We start from the raw sequence: 17,662 nt of genomic DNA, 5'->3' as shown, positions 1-17,662 counted from the left end.
AACTTTCGGGGGTGTTGGCCCCCCCCCCAAACCCCCCGGGGCCGGGGGGCGGCCGGGGCGGGGGGAACGGTTGCCGGCTAGAGGTCGACGACGTCGTTCTTGCCGATATTCGGGGTCTGGCCCGTCACTGCGCTCTTGCCGATCTTGAAGATGCTGGCGATCTTGGGCTCATCCGAAACCCAGTACTCGGCCGTCTCGCTGTTGACCTTGATCAGGGCGATGGATGGATCTTCCCGGCCCTGCTCGAACCAGGCTGCGGCCGACGCCTTCCACAGCTCCTGGATCTTCTCCTGGTCATGGCTGATCTCCGCGCGTCCGCTGACGGAGAGATAGCCCTCCTTGTCCTCCACTGACACGTTCACGTTCGGGTTGGCCCGGATCTCGTCCGCCTTGGGGGAGGGGTCCTGGGTGAAGAACCACAGGTTGCCGTCCGAATCGGTCTCCTGCAGTTCCAGCGGACGGCTCACCAGGTTGCCCTGCAAGTCGACGGTAGTCAGGTTGCCGATCTTCGCGTGTTCAAGAATCTTGACTACGCGGTCTACGCCCTCTTGGTGCTCTGAAGTCATGCCTGCTCCTAACTGTGGGGTTCCACGAAACTGTGAGGTTCCACGAATAAAAGCAAGCCTACTTATGGTTAAGTGCCCTGTGAACCGCGCGGCGTACGCCGTGAGCCGAAAAACTCGCGGAGCAGCCGGGCGCACTCTTCCTCGCGGACGCCCGGAAACACCTCGACCCAGTGATTCAGCCGTGGTTCGCGCAGGATCTCGAAGACCGAGCCGGACGCGCCGGCCTTCTCGTCCCACGCGCCGAACACCACCCGGGGAATCCGGGCGAGCACGATCGCCCCGGCGCACATGGCGCAGGGCTCCAGAGTGACCACCAGGGTGCAGCCCTCCAGCCGCCATTCCCCTAAGGCTGCGGCGGCTTCGCGGATCGCCACGACCTCGGCGTGGGCAGTAGGGTCCCCGGCCGCCTCCCGCTCGTTCCGACCGGTTCCAAGGATGGCCCCGTCGGGACCCACGACGACGGCGCCAATAGGGACGTCGGCGGTGTCCAGGGCGGCGCGGGCCTGCTCCAGGGCAAGCCCCATCCAGGTCTTATGCGCGGCTGTGGGGGATTCCATACGGCTATGGTCCCTCATTCACGCTGCCGGTCCGCAAATCCGCAGGGGTGCGGAGATGCCTCGATGGTAGTTTGGATGCATGCGCGTACTAGTAGTGGATCATCCCCTTGTTGCCCACAAATTGACGGTACTCCGGGATAAGGACACCCCTTCGCCGGTCTTCCGACTGCTCACCGAAGAACTCGTGACCCTGCTGGCGTATGAAGCCACCCGGAACGTCCGGGTTGAGCCCGTCAACATTGAAACCCCCGTCACTTCTACCGTCGGTACCGGGCTGGTAAAGCCCACCCCGCTGGTGGTTCCCATCCTGCGTGCAGGTCTGGGAATGCTCGAAGGCATGACCCGGCTGGTTCCCACCGCCGAGGTTGGTTTCCTCGGTATGGCCCGCAACGAGGAAACCCTCGAAGCCATTACCTATGCCGAGCGCTTGCCGGACGATCTGACCGGGAGGCAGGTCTTTGTCCTGGATCCGATGCTCGCCACCGGCGGCACGCTGCGCGAAGCCATCAAGTTCCTGTTCAACCGTGGCGCAGCGGAGATCGTCTGCATCTGCCTGCTGGGCGCCCCTGAGGGACTGAGCGTCCTGGAAGAGGAGCTGGCGGACGCCAACGTCACGATCGTCCTCGCCTCGATCGACGAGCGCCTGGATGAAAAGGCCTATATCGTGCCCGGCTTGGGAGATGCTGGAGATCGCCTCTACGGCATCGTCCACTAGCCTAAACAGTCCAGTAAAGCTCCCCGATCGTCTCACTATGTGGACGTTTTGGGTTGACTTGACTTCCGGCGGTTCGTAAGCCTGCTTACGAACCGCTGTCGTCGTTAATTGGCCGGTCAGAAAAAAATCCTTGTAAATCCGGCATTTCCGATGATTGGCAAACCCCAAGTGCACTCGAGGATCCGCGGTATGGGAGGTGATTTCTCTCACAAACTGGCTGGCAGTGTCCACATTCTGAGATGTGAGAACCATTGTTACTTGTGCGTAGGGCTTTGTTACATGCAATAATCCGTAACGTGAACATCCACACGACAGCATGTGTCGCAGATCTTCTTTTTGGCAGCAATGCCGGCGGGAAGAGCTGCTGTCGTCGAATGCAGGCCTAGGGAAAACCACCCCCCATCCCCGGGCAACACACCAGTCCATTTGATGGGCGCGACCCCTGCGCCACTCGTCTGGGCACACTCCCTGCATAGTGCCGTGCACGCGGCAATTCACCACTGAGGTCCCAAAATGTCAGTAGCATCCGGGTACGTCCACATCTCCCTCCGCAATGCCCAGAGCCGGGCAGCAGGAATGCCTGCACGTCCGGCCGGGTTCCCCCGCCCATTTGGGACACCCGCCACGGGACAGCAGTTCCCGGGCCAGGTTGTTCCCACCGGGATGCGTTCCCCGCGGTCCCCGCTCGGTGAGGGAACGCCGCTCACCGCCCCGACTCCAGTTCTGGCTCCGTCCGGAACCCCCGGACCGCAGCCGGTGGGCAGCGACACCGTTGCCCGTGGCTTCGTGATTTACGTCGGCCTTGACGAAGGCGCGGCAGCAGCCAGTGGAACCACGCTGACGAAACTCGCGCAGGAAATCCGCGCCCATGTCCAGACGCTGGTACCGGGTGCCCAGAGCCACGCTGCCGTTGCGCTGGCACCGGCCGGGGCCGTCGGCTCGGACATCGACGTCGTCCGCCAGGCCCTGGGTGACCCCACGGTCAACCGTGCGCCGCGCCCGGAAGTCTCCTCGCCGTCGCCCATCCAGCAAAGCGCCCCGCGGCCGTCCGGCGTGCTCATTGACCTCTCCCGCCGCGAGGTGCACCTCGACGGCGAGACCCTGAACCTCACGTTCAAGGAGTTCGAGCTGCTCAACTACCTCGTGGAGAATGCCTCCCGCACCGTGGGCCGCGAAGAGCTGCTCTCCGGACTGTGGCGCAATGCCGAGGAAGTTCCCAACGAACGGACCATCGACGTCCATATCCGCCGCCTGCGCTCCAAGCTGGGGCGCCTGGCCAACACGGTCCGTACCGTCCGAGGCCAGGGCTACCGCTTCTACGAACACCCCGAGGTTGTTGTCTGGGCTGCACCGGAGTACAGCATCTAGCTGCTGCGGCGCCGCATCGACATTACAGAAAGTGCTGGTTTGGGACCCAAAACCAGCACTTTCTGTCATCTCGGTGAAGGCGGATCCAGCCTAGGGGGGGACGCGGGCAGGACTGGAGCCCCTGCGCCGATAGACTTGGCCCATGAGCGGCCACCACCGGAAAAAACTTATGCTGCTGCGGCATGCCAAAGCAGACTGGCCGCGCGAGGTCACCTCGGACCATGAGCGTCCGCTTTCCGGGCGCGGCCACCGCGATGCGCCGCAGGCCGGCATCTGGATGCGGGAGAACGACGCCGTTCCGGACTTCATCCTCTGCTCCTCGGCGCTGCGCACCCGGCAGACCTGCACCTGGGTCTGCGACGAACTGGGGGAGAAGGCGCCGACCGCCAAGCTCGAAGACCGGCTCTATGACGCCTCAGCTGCCGAAATCCTCGCCGTCATCAACCATGTCCCGGAGACGGTCACCAGCCTGCTGGTCATCGCGCACATGCCGGGTGTCCAGGAAGTGGCCATGCGGCTGGCCTCCGTCACTTCGGACGAGGACGCCGTGATGGAAATGGCCACGCACTATCCAACCTCCGGGCTGACCGTCATGGAGGTTGAACTGCCGTGGGCGGAACTCGACGGCCGGGACGCACGCATCACGGACTTCGTGGTTCCCCGGGGCTGAATCCTTACATCCCGTACTTCTCCAGCAGACGCAGCCAGACCTCGCTGATGGTGGGATAGGCCGGGACCGCATGCCAGAGCCGGTCCAGCGGCACTTCGCCAGTGACCGCAATGGTGGCAGCGTGCAGCAGTTCAGCGACGCCCGGCCCGGCAAAGGTAAAGCCCACGGGAATCCCGCGGTCCTCGTCCACCACCATCTGGGCCCAGCCTCTGTACCCGTCGGCGAACAGAGATGAGCCGGCAACGCTCAGCGGCAGGGACGTTTCGCTGGCACGTATTCCCCGCTGTACCGCATCCTTATGGCTCAGGCCCACCATGGCCACTTCCGGATCGGTAAAGACCACCTGCGGCACCGCGGTGTGGTCCGCCGTCGCGGCGAAGCGGCTGTACGCCGGCGGCTCGCCAAAGCCGATCTCACCGCGCGCCCGGGCCGCAATCGCCGAGCCCGTGGCACGCGCCTCGTACTTGCCCTGATGGGTCAGCAGCACTTTTCCGGCCGCGTCGCCGACGGCGTAGAGCCAATTGCCGGCGCCGGCCACCAGACCCGCGTCATCGGTCTGCAGTGAGCCCGGGTCCAGGCCCAGGTCCTCCAGGCCAAGGCCGTGCAGCGCCGGACGGCGGCCGGTGGACACCAGCAGCCGGTCACCGCTCAGCGACCGTCCGTCCGGGAGCTCCATTACAATTTCTCCGGAACTCTCAGCGAAGATCCGCTGCGGGGAAGTGTTGGTGTAAATCTCAACACTGTCCGCCTCCAGAGCCTCGACCACCAGCTGAGCCGCCGGCGCAGGAACCGAGTCCAGCACACCATGCCGGGCCACCACCGAGACCTTGGATCCGAGCCGGGCGTACGCCTGGGCCAGTTCCGTGCCGGCCACCCCGGCACCCAGGACGAGCAGCCGCGCAGGAACGTCCGGCGAGGACGTCGCCTCCCGGGTGCCCCAGTAATCCACGTCCGCCAGTCCGTCCACCGGCGGTTCCACGGGTGCCGAGCCGGTGGCCAGCACCACGGCCTGCCGGGCGGTGATGCTCACCCGGGTCCCGGCGTCGTCCGTGATCTCCACGGTACGTTCCCCGGTCAGGCGTGCGCGCCCGCGGATCAGCCCAATGCCGGTGTCCTTCACCCACTGCACCTGCGAAGCGTCGTCCCAATCGGAGGTGAAGGAATCGCGGCGCCGCAGGACAGCGGGAACGTCCAGACTGCCGGTGACAGCTTCGCGTGAGCCGTCTACGGCGCGGGCCTCGGCGAGTGCGGTGCCCGGGCGCAGCAGGGCCTTGGAGGGCATGCAGGCCCAGTAGGAGCATTCTCCGCCCACCAGAGCTGACTCGATGAGGATGGCCTCCAGGCCGGCGCCGACCACCCGGCCGGCGGCATTTTCTCCGGCGGCTCCGGCACCGATGACTACGACGTCTGTCTCCATGGATTCGGCCATGCGACTGAGCCTTCCACCTGTACCGGCCGGGGGCAAGGGCGGCGCCGAATCAGGATCACCGGAAACTCACCGGAACGGCCCGCCGCTCTTGGGCACGAAGCGTAGCGTAGGAATATGGACACCGAGCTGTGGACCCTGAAGCTGCGAACGGGAATCACAGTCGCATGCCGGGTCCAGGGCGATCCCGGTTCGCAGCCGGTGCTGCTGCTGCACGCGTGGGGTGAATCGGGCGGCAGCTTTGACCGGCTCATGCCTGGACTCTCCAGCTTCCGCGCCTATGCTCCCGATCTGCGGGGACAGGGGGATGCGGACAAGCCGCAGGACGGGTATTCGCTGGCGGAACAGGCGGAGGACGCAGCGGCCATTCTGGATTCCCTTGGTGTGGACCGGGCGTTCGTGCTCGGATCTTCCAGCGGAGGTTACGTTGCCCAGCAGCTGGCAGTTGACTACCCCGATCTGGTTGCGGGGCTGGTGCTGGTGGGATCGCCGCTGAGTCTTCGTGGCCGGCCTCCCTTTGCCGACGACGTCGAAGGGCTTACCGACCCTGTCCGGGAAGATTGGGTCCGAGGCTCATTCTCCTGGTTTCCCCTGATCCACGATGTTCCTGAGCGGTTCGTGGCAGAGCGGGTGCGTGACGGCACCAAAATGCCGTCGAATGCCTGGAAGCGGATCCTTGCTGGTTTGTGCTCGGCCGAAGCGCCTACCGAGTCTGGAACCATTCGTGCCCCGGCACTGATTCTGTGGGGAGCGGAAGACAACGCTCTGCCGCGTTCGGACCAGGAAGTGCTCGCGGAACGAATGCAGGATGCCCAGCTGAAGGTCTATCCGGGAGTGGGGCATCTGGTGTTGTGGGAGTGCCCGGAGCGGGTTTCCAAAGATGCAACGGAGTTCTTCAGTCTCCTGCCCGGTTGAGGTCCGGGCGGATGATGCAGCGCGTTACGTGCTGGCTGCTGGAAGATCCTGGCAACGCAAAAACCCGGCCCGACCGCATTCCTGCTGGTCGAACCGGGTTTCTCAGTGGTGCGCGCGAAGGGATTCGAACCCCCAACCTTCTGATCCGTAGTCAGATGCTCTATCCGTTGAGCTACGCACGCATTTAGGAATATTCTGGAAGTTGCCGGGTTTCCCCTGCTTCTTTCAAGTTCTTCCGTGGCTGTTTGGCCGTGAATAACTATAGCGGGGTTTTGGGGGGAACGCCAATCGAGCTCCGTTACGGTCAGAAACTAGACCGGTCTATATGACCTTCGTCACACAAAATGGTGACCTGGCCTGAATATTCCCCGAAATCTAGGCAAACTTGGAGTCGTGCGCCACATAGGTAACATCTTTCCGCCCCAATAGCCCCGGACCTTGGAAATAGCATCAAAAAACACCACTGACCCAACGAAGGGAAGAGTCATGGGCGATGACGCGCGTCAGCTAGTTCTCGATGAGAGCGGCAACGCTGCTCCTAGCCAGTTGCAGGACAGCAAGAACCGGGGGACCTCCAGCGAGGCACCCACCACCCACAGTGCCCTGCTCGCCTGGGTCCAGGAAGTGGCAGAGCTGACGCAGCCCGCCGATGTGTATTGGGTCGACGGCTCCGAAGCAGAGAACAAAGCGCTCACGGATGAGCTGGTTGCGGCCGGCACCCTGACGCGCCTGAACCCGGAAACCTTCCCGAATTCCTTCGCGGCGTTTTCCGATCCCAAGGACGTGGCCCGTGTGGAGGAGCAGACCTTTATCTGCTCCGAAAAGAAGGAAGACGCCGGCTTCACCAACAACTGGATGGATCCCGCCGAGATGCGCACCAAGCTGAACGGGCTCTTTGCCGGTTCGATGCGCGGGCGCACCATGTATGTCATTCCGTTCGTCATGGGACACCTTGACGCTGAAGACCCGAAGTTCGGCGTCGAAATCACCGACAGTGCCTACGTGGTCGCCTCGATGCGCATCATGGCACGCATCGGCACCGATGTGCTGCGCAAGATGGAAGAGCTGGACGCCTTCTTTGTGCCGGCGCTGCACTCCGTGGGGGCTCCCCTGGAAGAGGGCCAGGAAGACGTCGCCTGGCCCTGCAACGAGGAGAAGTGGATTGTGCACTTCCCCGAAGACCGCTCCATCTACTCCTACGGCTCCGGCTACGGCGGCAACGCCCTGCTGGGCAAGAAGTGCTACGCCCTTCGCATTGCCTCCGTCATGGCACGGGACGAAGGCTGGCTGGCCGAGCACATGCTCATCCTGAAGCTCACCAGCCCGGAGAAGAAGGACTACTACGTTTCCGCCGCGTTCCCGTCCGCCTGCGGCAAGACCAACCTGGCCCTGCTGGACCCCACGGTCGAAGGCTGGAAGGTCGAGACCCTCGGTGACGACATCACCTGGCTGCGTTTCGGCCATGAGGGTGAACTGCGCGCCACCAACCCCGAAGCCGGCCTCTTCGGCGTCGCACCGGGCACCGGCTGGAGCACCAACCCGAACGCAATGCGCGCCATCGCCAAGGGCAACTCCATCTTCACCAACGTGGCCCTGACCGACGACGGCGGAGTCTGGTGGGAAGGCATGACGGATGAGACGCCGGCCCACCTGATCGACTGGCGCGGCAACGAGTGGACTCCGGAGTCCGGCACCCCGGCCGCACACCCGAACTCCCGTTTCTGCACTCCGATCGACCAGATCGACATGCTGGCCGAGGAATACCATTCCCCGAACGGCGTGCCGATTTCCGCAATCCTGTTCGGCGGCCGCCGCAAGACCACCGTTCCCCTGGTCACCCAGGCACGGGACTGGACCAGCGGCATCTTCATGGGTTCAACGCTCTCCTCGGAAACCACGGCCGCGGCCGCCGGTGCCGTCGGTGTTGTGCGCCGCGACCCGATGGCCATGCTGCCGTTCATGGGTTACGACGCCGGCGACTACCTCAAGCACTGGATCACCCTCAGCGGAAAGGCCAACCAGGAGAAGCTGCCCGCGATCTTCCTGGTGAACTGGTTCCGCCGCACGGCCGACGGCGGCTTCGCCTGGCCCGGGTTCGGCGAGAACTCCCGTGTGCTCAAGTGGGTCATCGAGCGCCTCGAAGGCAAGGCCGACGCCGTCGAGACCCCGATCGGCTTTGTGCCGACCGGCGATTCGATCGACCTCAAGGGCCTGGACATGACCCCGGCCGACGTCGAAGCCGCCGTGCGCGTGGATCCGGCCGAATGGGAGACCGAGCTGGCCGGCATCGACGAGTGGTACGCCCGCTTCGGCGCGTCCCTGCCCGAGGAGCTCTCAGCCAAGCTGGCAGAACTCAAGGAGCGCTTCGCCGCAGCGAAGTAAGTGCCAAACAGGCAGGGCCCCGCACTTCACAGTGCGGGGCCCTGCCTGTTTAAGCTCTGCCGGGTTTAGGACTCAGCCGGTGCTTCGGTGTCCTCAGCCCAGACGACGGGCTCGCCGGACTCCCAGATGGGGTCGTTGAACGTCCACGTACCGTCCTGTTCGGAGTAGGTCTGGATAGCCGAGATGCACACGCCCTCGGAGTGCTCCGCCACCACGTGGATGGCGTCGGTGCCCTCATCCGGGAGGGTGATGTCGGAGAACACAGCCACCGCGCGGTTCTGGTCCTTCTGGTCGCGCAGGACGGTGTAGAGGTCATCGATCATGGCCTCTGCGTCAAGATCCTCATCGCTCTCCTCGGGGGAGACGGCAACCATGCGCAGCTCGCCGTCGGCCTGCACCACCAGCGCGGCGGGCAGGAAGGCGCCCTGCGCCTCGAGCTGTTCCTGCGTGACACCGAGGGCGGTGCCCAGCAGCGAGTTCAGGTCATCCTGTACCTGGGCGGAAGGTTCCCCGCCGGTCAGTTCAACATCAGCCATGAGCTCATTTCCTTACTAGTTCAAGAACACGGTCGCGGACCATTTCCATAGTGGAAAGGTCCTCTGCCTCGGCGTTCAGCCGGAGGAAGGGTTCGGTGTTGGACGCGCGGAGGTTGAACCACCACTGTCCGTCATCTGAGGTGAAAGTCAATCCGTCCAGCTCATCCACGGTGACGCCGGCGCGGTCGTATTCGTTGCGGACACGGTCCACGGCGGCCTGGACGTCGTCGAGCTTGGAGTTGATCTCGCCGGAGGAGAAGTAGGGCTCGTATTCGCGGGCCAGGTCCGAGAGCGGCAGTTCCTGCTCGCCCAGGGCAGCCAGGACGTGCATGGCGGCCAGCATGCCGGTATCCGCGTTGTAGAAGTCGCGGAAGTAGTAGTGCGCGGAGTGCTCGCCGCCGAAGACGGCGCCCTCGGACGCCATCAGCGCCTTGATGAAGGAATGGCCCACGCGGGTGCGCACTGCGCGGCCGCCGGAGGCCTCCACCAGTTCGGGGACGGCCCGGGAGGTGATCAGGTTGTGGATGATGACCGGGCGCTCCTCGCCGGAGGCCTGCGCGCGGAGGATCTCGCGGCGGGCCACCAGGGCGGTGATCGCCGAAGGGCTCACCGGTGCGCCGAGTTCGTCGATGACAAAGCAGCGGTCCGCATCGCCGTCGAACGCCAGGCCCAGGTCAGCGCCGTGCTCGACGACGGCGGCCTGCAGGTCGCGGAGGTTCTCGGGTTCCAGCGGGTTGGCCGGGTGATTGGGGAAGGATCCGTCCAGCTCGAAGTACAGCGGGACGATGTCCAGGGGCAGGCCCGGAAGAATCGAGTCGCCCAGTACTGCGGGGGTGGTGAGGCCGGCCATGCCGTTGCCCGCGTCCACCACTACCTTCAGGGGGCGGATGCCGCGCAGGTCCACCAGTTCGCGCAGGTACGCGGCGTAGTCTCCCAGGACGTCGCGGACGCTGATCTGGCCCGGCTTCTCCACCGAGTTGATGACGCCGTCGTTCAGGTAACGCTCCGCAGCGGCCTGGATTTCCTTCAGCCCGGTTTCGGAGGAGATCGGAATCGCTCCGGCCTTGGACATCTTGATGCCGTTGTACTGGGCCGGGTTGTGGCTGGCGGTAAAGGTCACGCCGGCCGCGTTGAGCGAGCCGCAGGCGTAGTACAGCTCGTCCGTGGAAATCAGGTCCAGCAGCAGCACGTAGGCACCGCGTGCGGTGGCTCCAGAGGCGAAGTCCTTGATGAACTCGGGTGAGGACTGGCGCATGTCGCCGCCCACCAGGACGGTCTCCCCGGCCAGGCCAAGGACGTCGACGAAGGCAGCACCAACAGCCTTCACGATTTCCGGGGTGATGGTCTCGCCGACAACGCCCCGCACATCGTAAGCCTTGAAGGACGCAGAAAGATCGTATGCAGTAGTCACGCCTTGCAGTCTATAGGTGGTGCGCAGCGGGCCGGGGCAGGCAGGGCGGGGTGAGGTCTTCTCCACAATCTCTCCCCGCGGCGTCGAAACCTGTCCGTGGCGGCTGGAATAGTGGAAGCTATGGAACCTGTATCCGCCCAGAACATGTCTGCTCCCCTCGCTTCATCGGACGACGCCGCTGCACTGCGTACGGAGGCAACGGCCCTGCTGCGTGCACTGGTGGGCCGGGACAACGCCGAGTTCCACGAAGGCCAGTACGAGGCGATCGAGGCGCTGGTGCGCGGCGGACGGCGTGCGCTGGTGGTCCAGCGCACCGGCTGGGGCAAGTCCGCCGTGTACTTTGTGGCCAGCCTGCTGCTGCGGGCGCGGGGCGCCGGGCCCACCCTCATTGTTTCCCCGCTGCTGGCCCTGATGCGGGACCAGGTTGCTGCCGCCGCCCGGGCAGGCGTGCGTGCCGCGGCCATCAACTCGGCCAACCAGCTCGAGTGGCAGGACATCTCCGCGCAGCTGGAAGCGGACACCGTGGATGTGCTTCTTGTCTCCCCGGAACGGCTGAACAACCCGGGTTTCCGGGAGAACCACCTGCCCGAACTGGTTCGCCGGTCCGGCCTGCTGGTGATCGACGAAGCGCACTGCATCTCCGACTGGGGCCATGACTTCCGGCCGGATTACCGCCGCATCCGGCACCTGATCGAACAGCTGCCGCACTCCGTGCCTGTGCTGGCAACCACCGCCACGGCCAACTCGCGGGTCGTCAAGGATGTGGAGGAGCAGCTCGCTGCCGGCGGCGAAGAGGTCTTCACCATCCGCGGCGCGCTGGCCCGGGACTCGCTGCGGCTGGGAGTGCTGCGGCTGCCCAGCCCGCGCAGCCGGCTGGCCTGGCTGCTGACCCACATCAACGACCTGCCCGGCAGCGGCATCATCTACGCGCTGACCGTCTCCGCCGCGGAGGACACCGCCCGGCTGCTGCAGAAGGCCGGACATCCGGTCCTGGCCTACACCGGCCGGACTGATCCGGCGGACCGGGAGCAGGCCGAAGCTGCGCTGAAGAACAACGAGGTCAAGGCACTGGTCGCCACAAGTGCCCTCGGCATGGGCTTCGACAAGCCGGACCTCGGCTTTGTGGTCCACCTGGGTGCTCCGTCCTCGCCGGTGGCCTACTACCAGCAGGTGGGCCGTGCCGGCCGCGGCACCCCCAACGCTGACGTGCTGCTGCTGCCGGGCGCTGAGGACCGCGATATCTGGGAGTACTTCGCCACGTCCTCCATGCCCGCTGAAGGGCCCGCCAATGCGGTGCTGCGCGAACTTGCCGACGGATCGGTGCTCTCCACCGGCGCGCTCGAAACCCTGGTGAACCTGAAGCGCTCGCCGCTGGAACTGCTGCTGAAGGTTCTGGCCGTGGACGGCGCCGTCGAACGCGTTGCCGGCGGCTGGCGGGGGACCGGACAGCCCTGGACCTACGATCAGGAACGCTACGAGCGGATTGCCGCAGCGCGGGTTCGGGAACAGCAGGCCATGCTGGATTACGAGAACACGGACGGCTGCCGGATGGAGTTCCTCTCCCGGCAGCTGGATGATCCCGCGGCCGCGCCCTGCGGCCGCTGCGACAACTGCGCCGGGCGGTGGTACTCCGACGACGTCGCCACCGACGCCGCAGACACCGCCGGGCAGGCGCTCTCCCGCGTGGGTGTGGACGTCGATCCCCGCGGGATGTATCCCACCGGAATGGACCGGCTGGGGGTGCCGGTGAAGGGCAAGATCAAGCCGGACGCGGCTGTCTCCACCGGACGTGCACTGGCTCGCCTGACCGATCTGGGGTGGGGCGGGAGGCTGCGGGAGATTTTTGGTCCCGGAGCCGAGGATGCCCCGGTGGACCAGGCGCTGCTGAATGGCTGCGTCCAGGTGCTGGCACAGTGGGGCTGGTCCCAGCGGCCCGTCGCGATTGTCTCCGTACCCAGCCGGTCCCGGCCGCAGCTGGTGGGATCCCTCGCCCAGGGGCTCTCCGAGCTGGGCCGCATTCCGTACCTGGGTGCCCTGCAGCTGCCGCATGGGGGACCATCCGGAGGCCCGGGCGGGAACAGTGCGTTCCGGCTGGCTTCGGTCTGGGAACAGTTCGCAGTGCCGGCCGAGGGTGCTGCCTGGTTCGCTGCCAACCCGGGGCCGGTGCTGCTGGTGGACGACTTTGCGGACAGTCGGTGGACGCTCACCGAAGCCGGACGCACACTGCGCCTGGCCGGGGCGGAATCCGTGCTGCCGTTTGTGCTGGCGCTGAAGGCGTAGGGCAGGTTGAGCTAGGCGGCGGCGCGGATCCGGGACTCGACGCCGCTGACATGCACGGTCATCAGGGCGCGGGCCAAATCCGGGTCCCGCGCGGCGATGGCCGCTGCGATGGCGGCGTGCTCGGCGAGGGTGGCGGATACGGCCCTGTCCTGCATCAGGCCGGTCCAGATGTGGCCGCGCAGGGTGCCGGCGGAGAGCCCTTCCAGCAGGCCGTGCAGGTAGGCGTTGCCGGAGGCTTTGGCAACGAGGGCATGGAACGCGAGGTCGTGGGCAATCAGGTCCTCCACGCTGGAGTCCTCCTCCACAGCCGCCACGCACGCTTTGAGCTCTGTGGCCGCGTCTTCGGTGATGCGGCGGGCGGCCAGGGAGGCAGACCCGGGTTCCAGGATGCGCCGCACTTCCAGCAGTTCCGCCGCAGCTCTTTCCTGGTGCAGGTCCACCACGAATGACATGGTTTCCATCAGGATGGCCGGTTCGAGGCTGGTGACGTAGGTGCCGTCGCCGCGGCGCACGTCCAGCACCCGGGCCAGTTCCAGGGCCTTGACCGCTTCGCGCAGCGAACTGCGGGAGAGACCAAGGCGCTCGCTGAGATCCTTCTCCGGAGGAATCCGGTCACCGGCCTTCAGCTCACCGCTGATGAGCATTGCCTTGATTTTGGTGATCGCCTCGTCCGTTACTGCCATGCCCCAAGTCTAGTTTCCGGGCAGCCCGTCCAGTTCCCGCCAGCACCGCCCGCCGAGAGGGCAGTTACGGCTCCTTTCGCGGCCCAAAAGAGCCGCAACTGTCCTCTCAGGGGTGGGGGGAGCTAGTCCCCGGTAAAGACCGCGGGACGGCGCTCGGCGAACGCCGTTCCGGCCTCCGCGAAGTCACGGCTGGGGAGGAACGCCGTGTTCCACACCTGGACGTAGTCAAGGCCGGCCTGCGCGGCAGGCTCACTGCCCTGGTTCAGCACCTGCTTCACGCCCTGCACCACCAGCGGCGGGTTCGCCGCGATCTGCGCGGCCAGCTCTCGGCCCCGCCCGACGACGTCGTCCGCCAGTTCGGTGACCAGGCCCAGTTCGCGGGCACGGACGGCGTTAAAGTCCTCACCAGTAAGTGCCAAATGGCGGGTGGCACCGGCGCCGATGATGGCTGGAAGCCGCTGCAGCGATCCGAGGTCCGCGACGATGCCGACGCGGACTTCCCGGATGCTGAACCGGGCACCGGGGGAGGCGATCCGCACGTCGGCAGCGGTGATGACATCAATCCCGCCGCCGATGCACCACCCCTGCACTGCAGCCACCACGGGCTTGCTGCACCGGGCCAGCGAACTTACGGCATCCTGAAGGGCCTTGATCTGCCGACGGAACTCAGCACGCAGGCGGGCATCTGTACCCCGGGACTGCAGCAGCGGGCGGAACACCGGTTCCATGCCCGGCAGGTCAAGGCCGTAGCTGAAGTTCTCTCCGGAACCGTAGAGCAGGACGGCGCGGACGTCCTCGTTCGTGTCCAGCTCTGCAAAAACCTGCGGAAGCTCGGCCCAGAAATCCGGGCCCATGGCATTGCCCTTCGCCGGGCCGAGCAGCTGCACCTCGGCGACCGGACCGTTGAGTGTGACGCGCAGGGAACGCAGGTCGGATTCGGTTTTCATGGCGTCCTTACGTGGTTGGTGGGCAGCGGCGCATGTGTCCTGCGCGCCAATATACCGGCGGCGCTCCTTGGGCTAACGGGAAAAAGCTAGGATCAAGGTATGGAGTTTGTGGTCATTGTCCTGTTCGTCGCTGCGATCGTGCTCGTGAACTTTCTGGTCGGACGCGCCCAGCGCAAGCGCGCCGGCCGTCCGGCAGCCGAGAAGCCGAAGCAGTCCAGCGCCGGCAACTCCGCCAAGCCGCTCCGCACCCCGGCAGGAACATCCCTGGAAGCTGCACGGGAAGCCGTGGCCCAGTTGGACGAAAAAGGCCACCAGCAGGTTTACGCCGCAATCGCCCAGGGACAGCCGATCCGTGCCATCCAGATCTACGCCCAGAACACCGGCTGCGGCCTGCGCGCCGCGAGTGCCGCAGTAGCCTCCATGGCCTCGCACCCGGTTCCGTTCACCCGTCCGGCCCGGCAGGAGCAGCCTCCGGTTCCGGATGCTGCTGAGGCCGCACCCGTAAAGCCGGCGCCTGCTGAACCCGCCCCCGCTGAAAACACGCCCGGCGCAGCCACCCCTGCAGGCGCAGATGACGCGGAGCCTGTGGACGAAGCGGCTCCGGAAGACCAGTCCGGACGGGAATCCGCCCGGGACGCTGCCTCCCGCAGCGCCGCCTCCCCGGCAGCGTCAGGCACCGGCGCAGCCGGCAAGGACAAGCCGCAGGAGAAGGCCAAGGACAAGGAGCCTGCCGCACCCGACGACGCCGAGATCAGCCGCTGGGCACAGAACCTGCGCCCCGAGGACTTCTAAAGCTTCCGGGCGCGCTGGTTCAGTCCGTCATGGCCGTAGGGGTAGTTGCCCACGGCCGGGGCGCTGGCATCATTCAGCCGCCGGATCTCCGCCGCGGTCAGTTCTAGCCTGGACGCCTGCAGGTTCCCCTCCAGCTGGTCCGGGGTCCGGGCTCCCAGAATCACGGAGGTGACGCCGGGGCGCCCGGCAAGCCAGGCCAGGGACACCTGCGCCGGCGTCGCACCGTGGGCCGAGGCGATCTGGTGCACGGCGTCGAGGACTTCCCACGTCTGCGGGTTGGAGCTGCGCAGTTCCCAGCCCTGGAACTGCCGTGCCGGGTTCTCACCCACACGGGTGTTGCCTGAGGGAACGGTCTCCCGGTGGTATTTGCCCGTCAGCCAGCCGCCGGCCAAAGGTGACCAGGGGAGCAGGCCCAGTCCGGCGTCGAGCGCTGCCGGCACAATCTCGGACTCTATTTCCCGCTCCAGCAGGTTGTACTGCGGCTGAAGGGTGGCCGGAGCCTGCCAGTTGTGCAGTTTTGCGGTCCAGACGGCCTTGGTGAGCTGCCAGCCGGTGAAGTTGGAGAAACCGTAGTAGCTGATCAGCCCGGAGGTGACAGCGTCCTGCAGGAAGCCGAGGCTCTCCTCCAGCGGCGTGAGCGGATCCCAGGAGTGCAGCTGGTACAGGTCGATGTGGTCTACCCCGAGCCGCCGCAGCGACGCTTCGAGCGCACGGCGCAGGTGCCGGCGGGAGTTGCCGGCGTCGTTCGTGTCTTCACCGGTGGGGAAGCGGGCCTTGGTGGCCAGCACCATGGTGTTCCGGGCTGTCTGGTTGGCATGCAGCCACTTGCCGACGATTTCCTCCGAGGCGCCCTCGTTGTAAATGTCTGCCGTGTCGATGAAGTTGCCGCCGGCTGCCAGGTAATCGTCCAGCATCCGGTGCGAGGTCTTTTCATCCGTCTCATTGCCGAACGTCATGGTGCCTAGGGCGTAGTTGCTGACGGCGGTGCCGCTGTTGCCCAGCAGGCGCATCTCCATGGGTATTTCCTTCCGGGCGGTACGTGGTGGTGCGCTCCAGCCTAAGCCCCATCCGGCGCCACGGAACAGGTGACGTGCCTGCGGACAGCCGGGTCTCAGGCTCCCGGGACCAGATAGTGCCTGATCAGATAGTCGGCAATGGCCAGGGACGACGTCGCTGCCGGCGAGGGCGCATTGCGCAGCAGGGTGACCGGCCCGCGCTGGTCCACGGCGAAGTCGTCGACGAGGGACCCATCGCGGCCCCACGCCTGCGCACGGACTCCGGCTGCCGTCTTGGCTGTGAGGTCGGAGGGTCTCAGCTCGGGGATGAACCGGCGGGCGCGGGAGAAGTAGACGGGCTTCAGCAGTGATTCGCCCACGGAGTCCAGGCCCATCTTCCAGTACTGCTTTGCCAGCGGCAGCGCCCCGGGCCAGCGCAGCGACTCCAAGGTGTCCCGGACGGAGATTTTGCCCCAGCTGTAGCCCTCACGGGCCAGCGCGGGGACGGCATTGGGCCCCACATGGATGCCGTCGTAGACCCCGCGGGTGAAGTGCACGCCCAGGAAGGGGAACGCCGGGTCAGGGACCGGATAGATCATCCCGTTAACCAAGTGGTTCTTCTCGGCGCTGAGTTCCCAGTACTCGCCGCGGAACGGCAGGATTTTCGGCGACGGATCCGCTCCCGCGAGCCGGGCCACGACGTCGGACTGCAGCCCCGCGCAGGCGATCACCCGGTCGAAGACCTGCTCGGAGACCGCTGTCCGGAGGCGGACCCGGCCGCCTTCCGTGCGGAGGGCGGTGACTTCCTGGCCCAGCAGGATGGTGCCGCCGGCAGCTCGCACGTCCTGGGCCATGGCTTCGGTGATGGCGGCGTAATCAACGATGGCGGTGTGCGGCGAGTGAACGGCGGCAATACCCGCCACATGGGGCTCAACGTCCCGCAGTTTCGCGGGGTCATCGATGCGGGCCAGGCCGGGAACGCCGCTGGCAATCGAACGGGACTCGATGTCCGCCAGGGCCGGCAGGTCCGCCTCATCTACGGCCACCACCAGTTTGCCCACCTCGCGGTAGGGCAGCGATTTCTCCAGGCAATAGTCCCTGATCCGCTGCCTGCCCTCGGCGCAGAGCCGGGCCTTCAGCGAGCCGGGCTTGTAATACAGTCCGGCGTGGACCACTCCGGAGTTGTGGCCGGTCTGGTGGGCGGCCAGCCGGGCTTCCTTTTCGTAGACGGTGACTTCCGCCAGCCCGCGAAGGGTTAGTGCCCGGGCAAGGGCTATGCCGACGATTCCGCCTCCGATGATGGCTATGGATTGTTCGCGCACTTCAGTGTCCTCCCGCTCAGGGCTTCCCCAGAGTGTAGACCCACGATTCATCCCCCTGTACCGCGTCCCTCCCCCAAACAGGCGAGGGTTCGGGAGC

The 17,662-nt window shown here is 66.0% G+C and carries 16 protein-coding genes and 1 tRNA gene; 7 read left to right on the top strand and 10 right to left on the bottom strand.

Going from position 1 to position 17,662, the window contains the following annotated elements; translation table 11 throughout:
* Positions 1–77: 77 nt before the first annotated feature.
* Both TVC13_RS11415 and tadA read right to left on the bottom strand, forming a co-directional pair.
* Positions 78–566: a pyridoxamine 5'-phosphate oxidase family protein gene (locus tag TVC13_RS11415; protein WP_422401320.1), complete on the bottom strand. Its 489-nt coding sequence runs from the start codon at positions 564–566 to the stop codon at positions 78–80.
* 68 nt (positions 567–634) lie between these two features.
* A complete protein-coding gene (gene tadA, locus TVC13_RS11410; protein WP_422401319.1) occupies positions 635–1,123 on the bottom strand; it encodes a tRNA adenosine(34) deaminase TadA in 489 nt (162 codons plus the stop codon).
* A gap of 79 nt (positions 1,124–1,202) precedes the next feature.
* On the opposite strand from tadA, the gene upp reads away from it, so the two are divergent.
* From upp to TVC13_RS11395, 3 genes are all read left to right on the top strand, one after another.
* Complete coding sequence (gene upp, locus TVC13_RS11405; RefSeq protein WP_325791317.1) at positions 1,203–1,838, top strand: uracil phosphoribosyltransferase; 636 nt, start codon at positions 1,203–1,205, stop codon at positions 1,836–1,838.
* 513 nt (positions 1,839–2,351) lie between these two features.
* Positions 2,352–3,206 carry a winged helix-turn-helix domain-containing protein gene (locus tag TVC13_RS11400; RefSeq protein WP_422401318.1) on the top strand — a complete coding sequence of 285 codons (855 nt, stop codon included), beginning with the start codon at positions 2,352–2,354 and terminating at the stop codon, positions 3,204–3,206.
* 142 nt (positions 3,207–3,348) lie between these two features.
* Positions 3,349–3,876, top strand: coding sequence for a SixA phosphatase family protein (locus TVC13_RS11395; RefSeq protein WP_422401317.1), 528 nt, complete (start codon positions 3,349–3,351; stop codon positions 3,874–3,876).
* 4 nt (positions 3,877–3,880) lie between these two features.
* On the opposite strand, the gene TVC13_RS11390 is transcribed toward TVC13_RS11395, so the two are convergent.
* Positions 3,881–5,305, bottom strand: a complete 1,425-nt coding sequence (locus TVC13_RS11390; protein ID WP_422401316.1) for a dihydrolipoyl dehydrogenase family protein — start codon at positions 5,303–5,305, stop codon at positions 3,881–3,883.
* Between the two features lie 114 nt (positions 5,306–5,419).
* Between TVC13_RS11390 and TVC13_RS11385 the strand changes: the two genes are divergently transcribed.
* Positions 5,420–6,217: an alpha/beta fold hydrolase gene (locus TVC13_RS11385; protein ID WP_422401315.1), complete on the top strand. Its 798-nt coding sequence runs from the start codon at positions 5,420–5,422 to the stop codon at positions 6,215–6,217.
* Between the two features lie 106 nt (positions 6,218–6,323).
* Here the strand turns inward: TVC13_RS11385 and TVC13_RS11380 are convergent.
* A tRNA-Arg gene (locus TVC13_RS11380) sits at positions 6,324–6,399 on the bottom strand.
* Positions 6,400–6,703: 304 nt separating this feature from the next.
* Here TVC13_RS11380 and TVC13_RS11375 point away from each other — a divergent pair.
* Complete coding sequence (locus TVC13_RS11375; protein ID WP_422401314.1) at positions 6,704–8,599, top strand: phosphoenolpyruvate carboxykinase (GTP); 1,896 nt, start codon at positions 6,704–6,706, stop codon at positions 8,597–8,599.
* 65 nt (positions 8,600–8,664) lie between these two features.
* Here TVC13_RS11375 and TVC13_RS11370 read toward each other — a convergent pair whose 3' ends face one another.
* Entirely contained in the window at positions 8,665–9,135 is a 471-nt protein-coding gene (locus TVC13_RS11370; protein WP_422401313.1) for a hypothetical protein, read from the bottom strand.
* A 4-nt stretch (positions 9,136–9,139) separates the two neighbouring features.
* Positions 9,140–10,546 carry a phosphomannomutase/phosphoglucomutase gene (locus tag TVC13_RS11365; protein ID WP_422401312.1) on the bottom strand — a complete coding sequence of 469 codons (1,407 nt, stop codon included), beginning with the start codon at positions 10,544–10,546 and terminating at the stop codon, positions 9,140–9,142.
* Between the two features lie 144 nt (positions 10,547–10,690).
* Between TVC13_RS11365 and TVC13_RS11360 the strand changes: the two genes are divergently transcribed.
* Complete coding sequence (locus tag TVC13_RS11360) at positions 10,691–12,826, top strand: RecQ family ATP-dependent DNA helicase (RefSeq protein WP_422401321.1); 2,136 nt, start codon at positions 10,691–10,693, stop codon at positions 12,824–12,826.
* Positions 12,827–12,837: 11 nt separating this feature from the next.
* Here TVC13_RS11360 and TVC13_RS11355 read toward each other — a convergent pair whose 3' ends face one another.
* Together TVC13_RS11355 and TVC13_RS11350 are read right to left on the bottom strand one after the other, a co-directional pair.
* Positions 12,838–13,509, bottom strand: coding sequence for a FadR/GntR family transcriptional regulator (locus TVC13_RS11355; protein WP_422401311.1), 672 nt, complete (start codon positions 13,507–13,509; stop codon positions 12,838–12,840).
* A gap of 122 nt (positions 13,510–13,631) precedes the next feature.
* Positions 13,632–14,456 carry a crotonase/enoyl-CoA hydratase family protein gene (locus TVC13_RS11350; RefSeq protein WP_422401310.1) on the bottom strand — a complete coding sequence of 275 codons (825 nt, stop codon included), beginning with the start codon at positions 14,454–14,456 and terminating at the stop codon, positions 13,632–13,634.
* A gap of 99 nt (positions 14,457–14,555) precedes the next feature.
* Between TVC13_RS11350 and TVC13_RS11345 the strand changes: the two genes are divergently transcribed.
* Complete coding sequence (locus TVC13_RS11345) at positions 14,556–15,248, top strand: hypothetical protein (protein ID WP_422401309.1); 693 nt, start codon at positions 14,556–14,558, stop codon at positions 15,246–15,248.
* Here TVC13_RS11345 and TVC13_RS11340 read toward each other — a convergent pair.
* Complete coding sequence (locus TVC13_RS11340) at positions 15,245–16,264, bottom strand: aldo/keto reductase (RefSeq protein WP_422401308.1); 1,020 nt, start codon at positions 16,262–16,264, stop codon at positions 15,245–15,247. The genes TVC13_RS11345 and TVC13_RS11340 overlap by 4 nt on opposite strands.
* 95 nt (positions 16,265–16,359) lie before the next feature.
* Entirely contained in the window at positions 16,360–17,565 is a 1,206-nt protein-coding gene (lhgO, locus tag TVC13_RS11335; RefSeq protein ID WP_422401307.1) for an L-2-hydroxyglutarate oxidase, read from the bottom strand.
* Positions 17,566–17,662: the final 97 nt, after the last annotated feature.

It is taken from the genome of Arthrobacter sp. 3Tela_A (assembly GCF_049311025.1).
In the GTDB taxonomy this organism is placed as follows: Bacteria; Actinomycetota; Actinomycetes; order Actinomycetales; family Micrococcaceae; genus Arthrobacter_B.
Note: the sequence above shows the minus strand (reverse complement) of the source record. Positions and strands in the feature narration are given on the sequence as shown.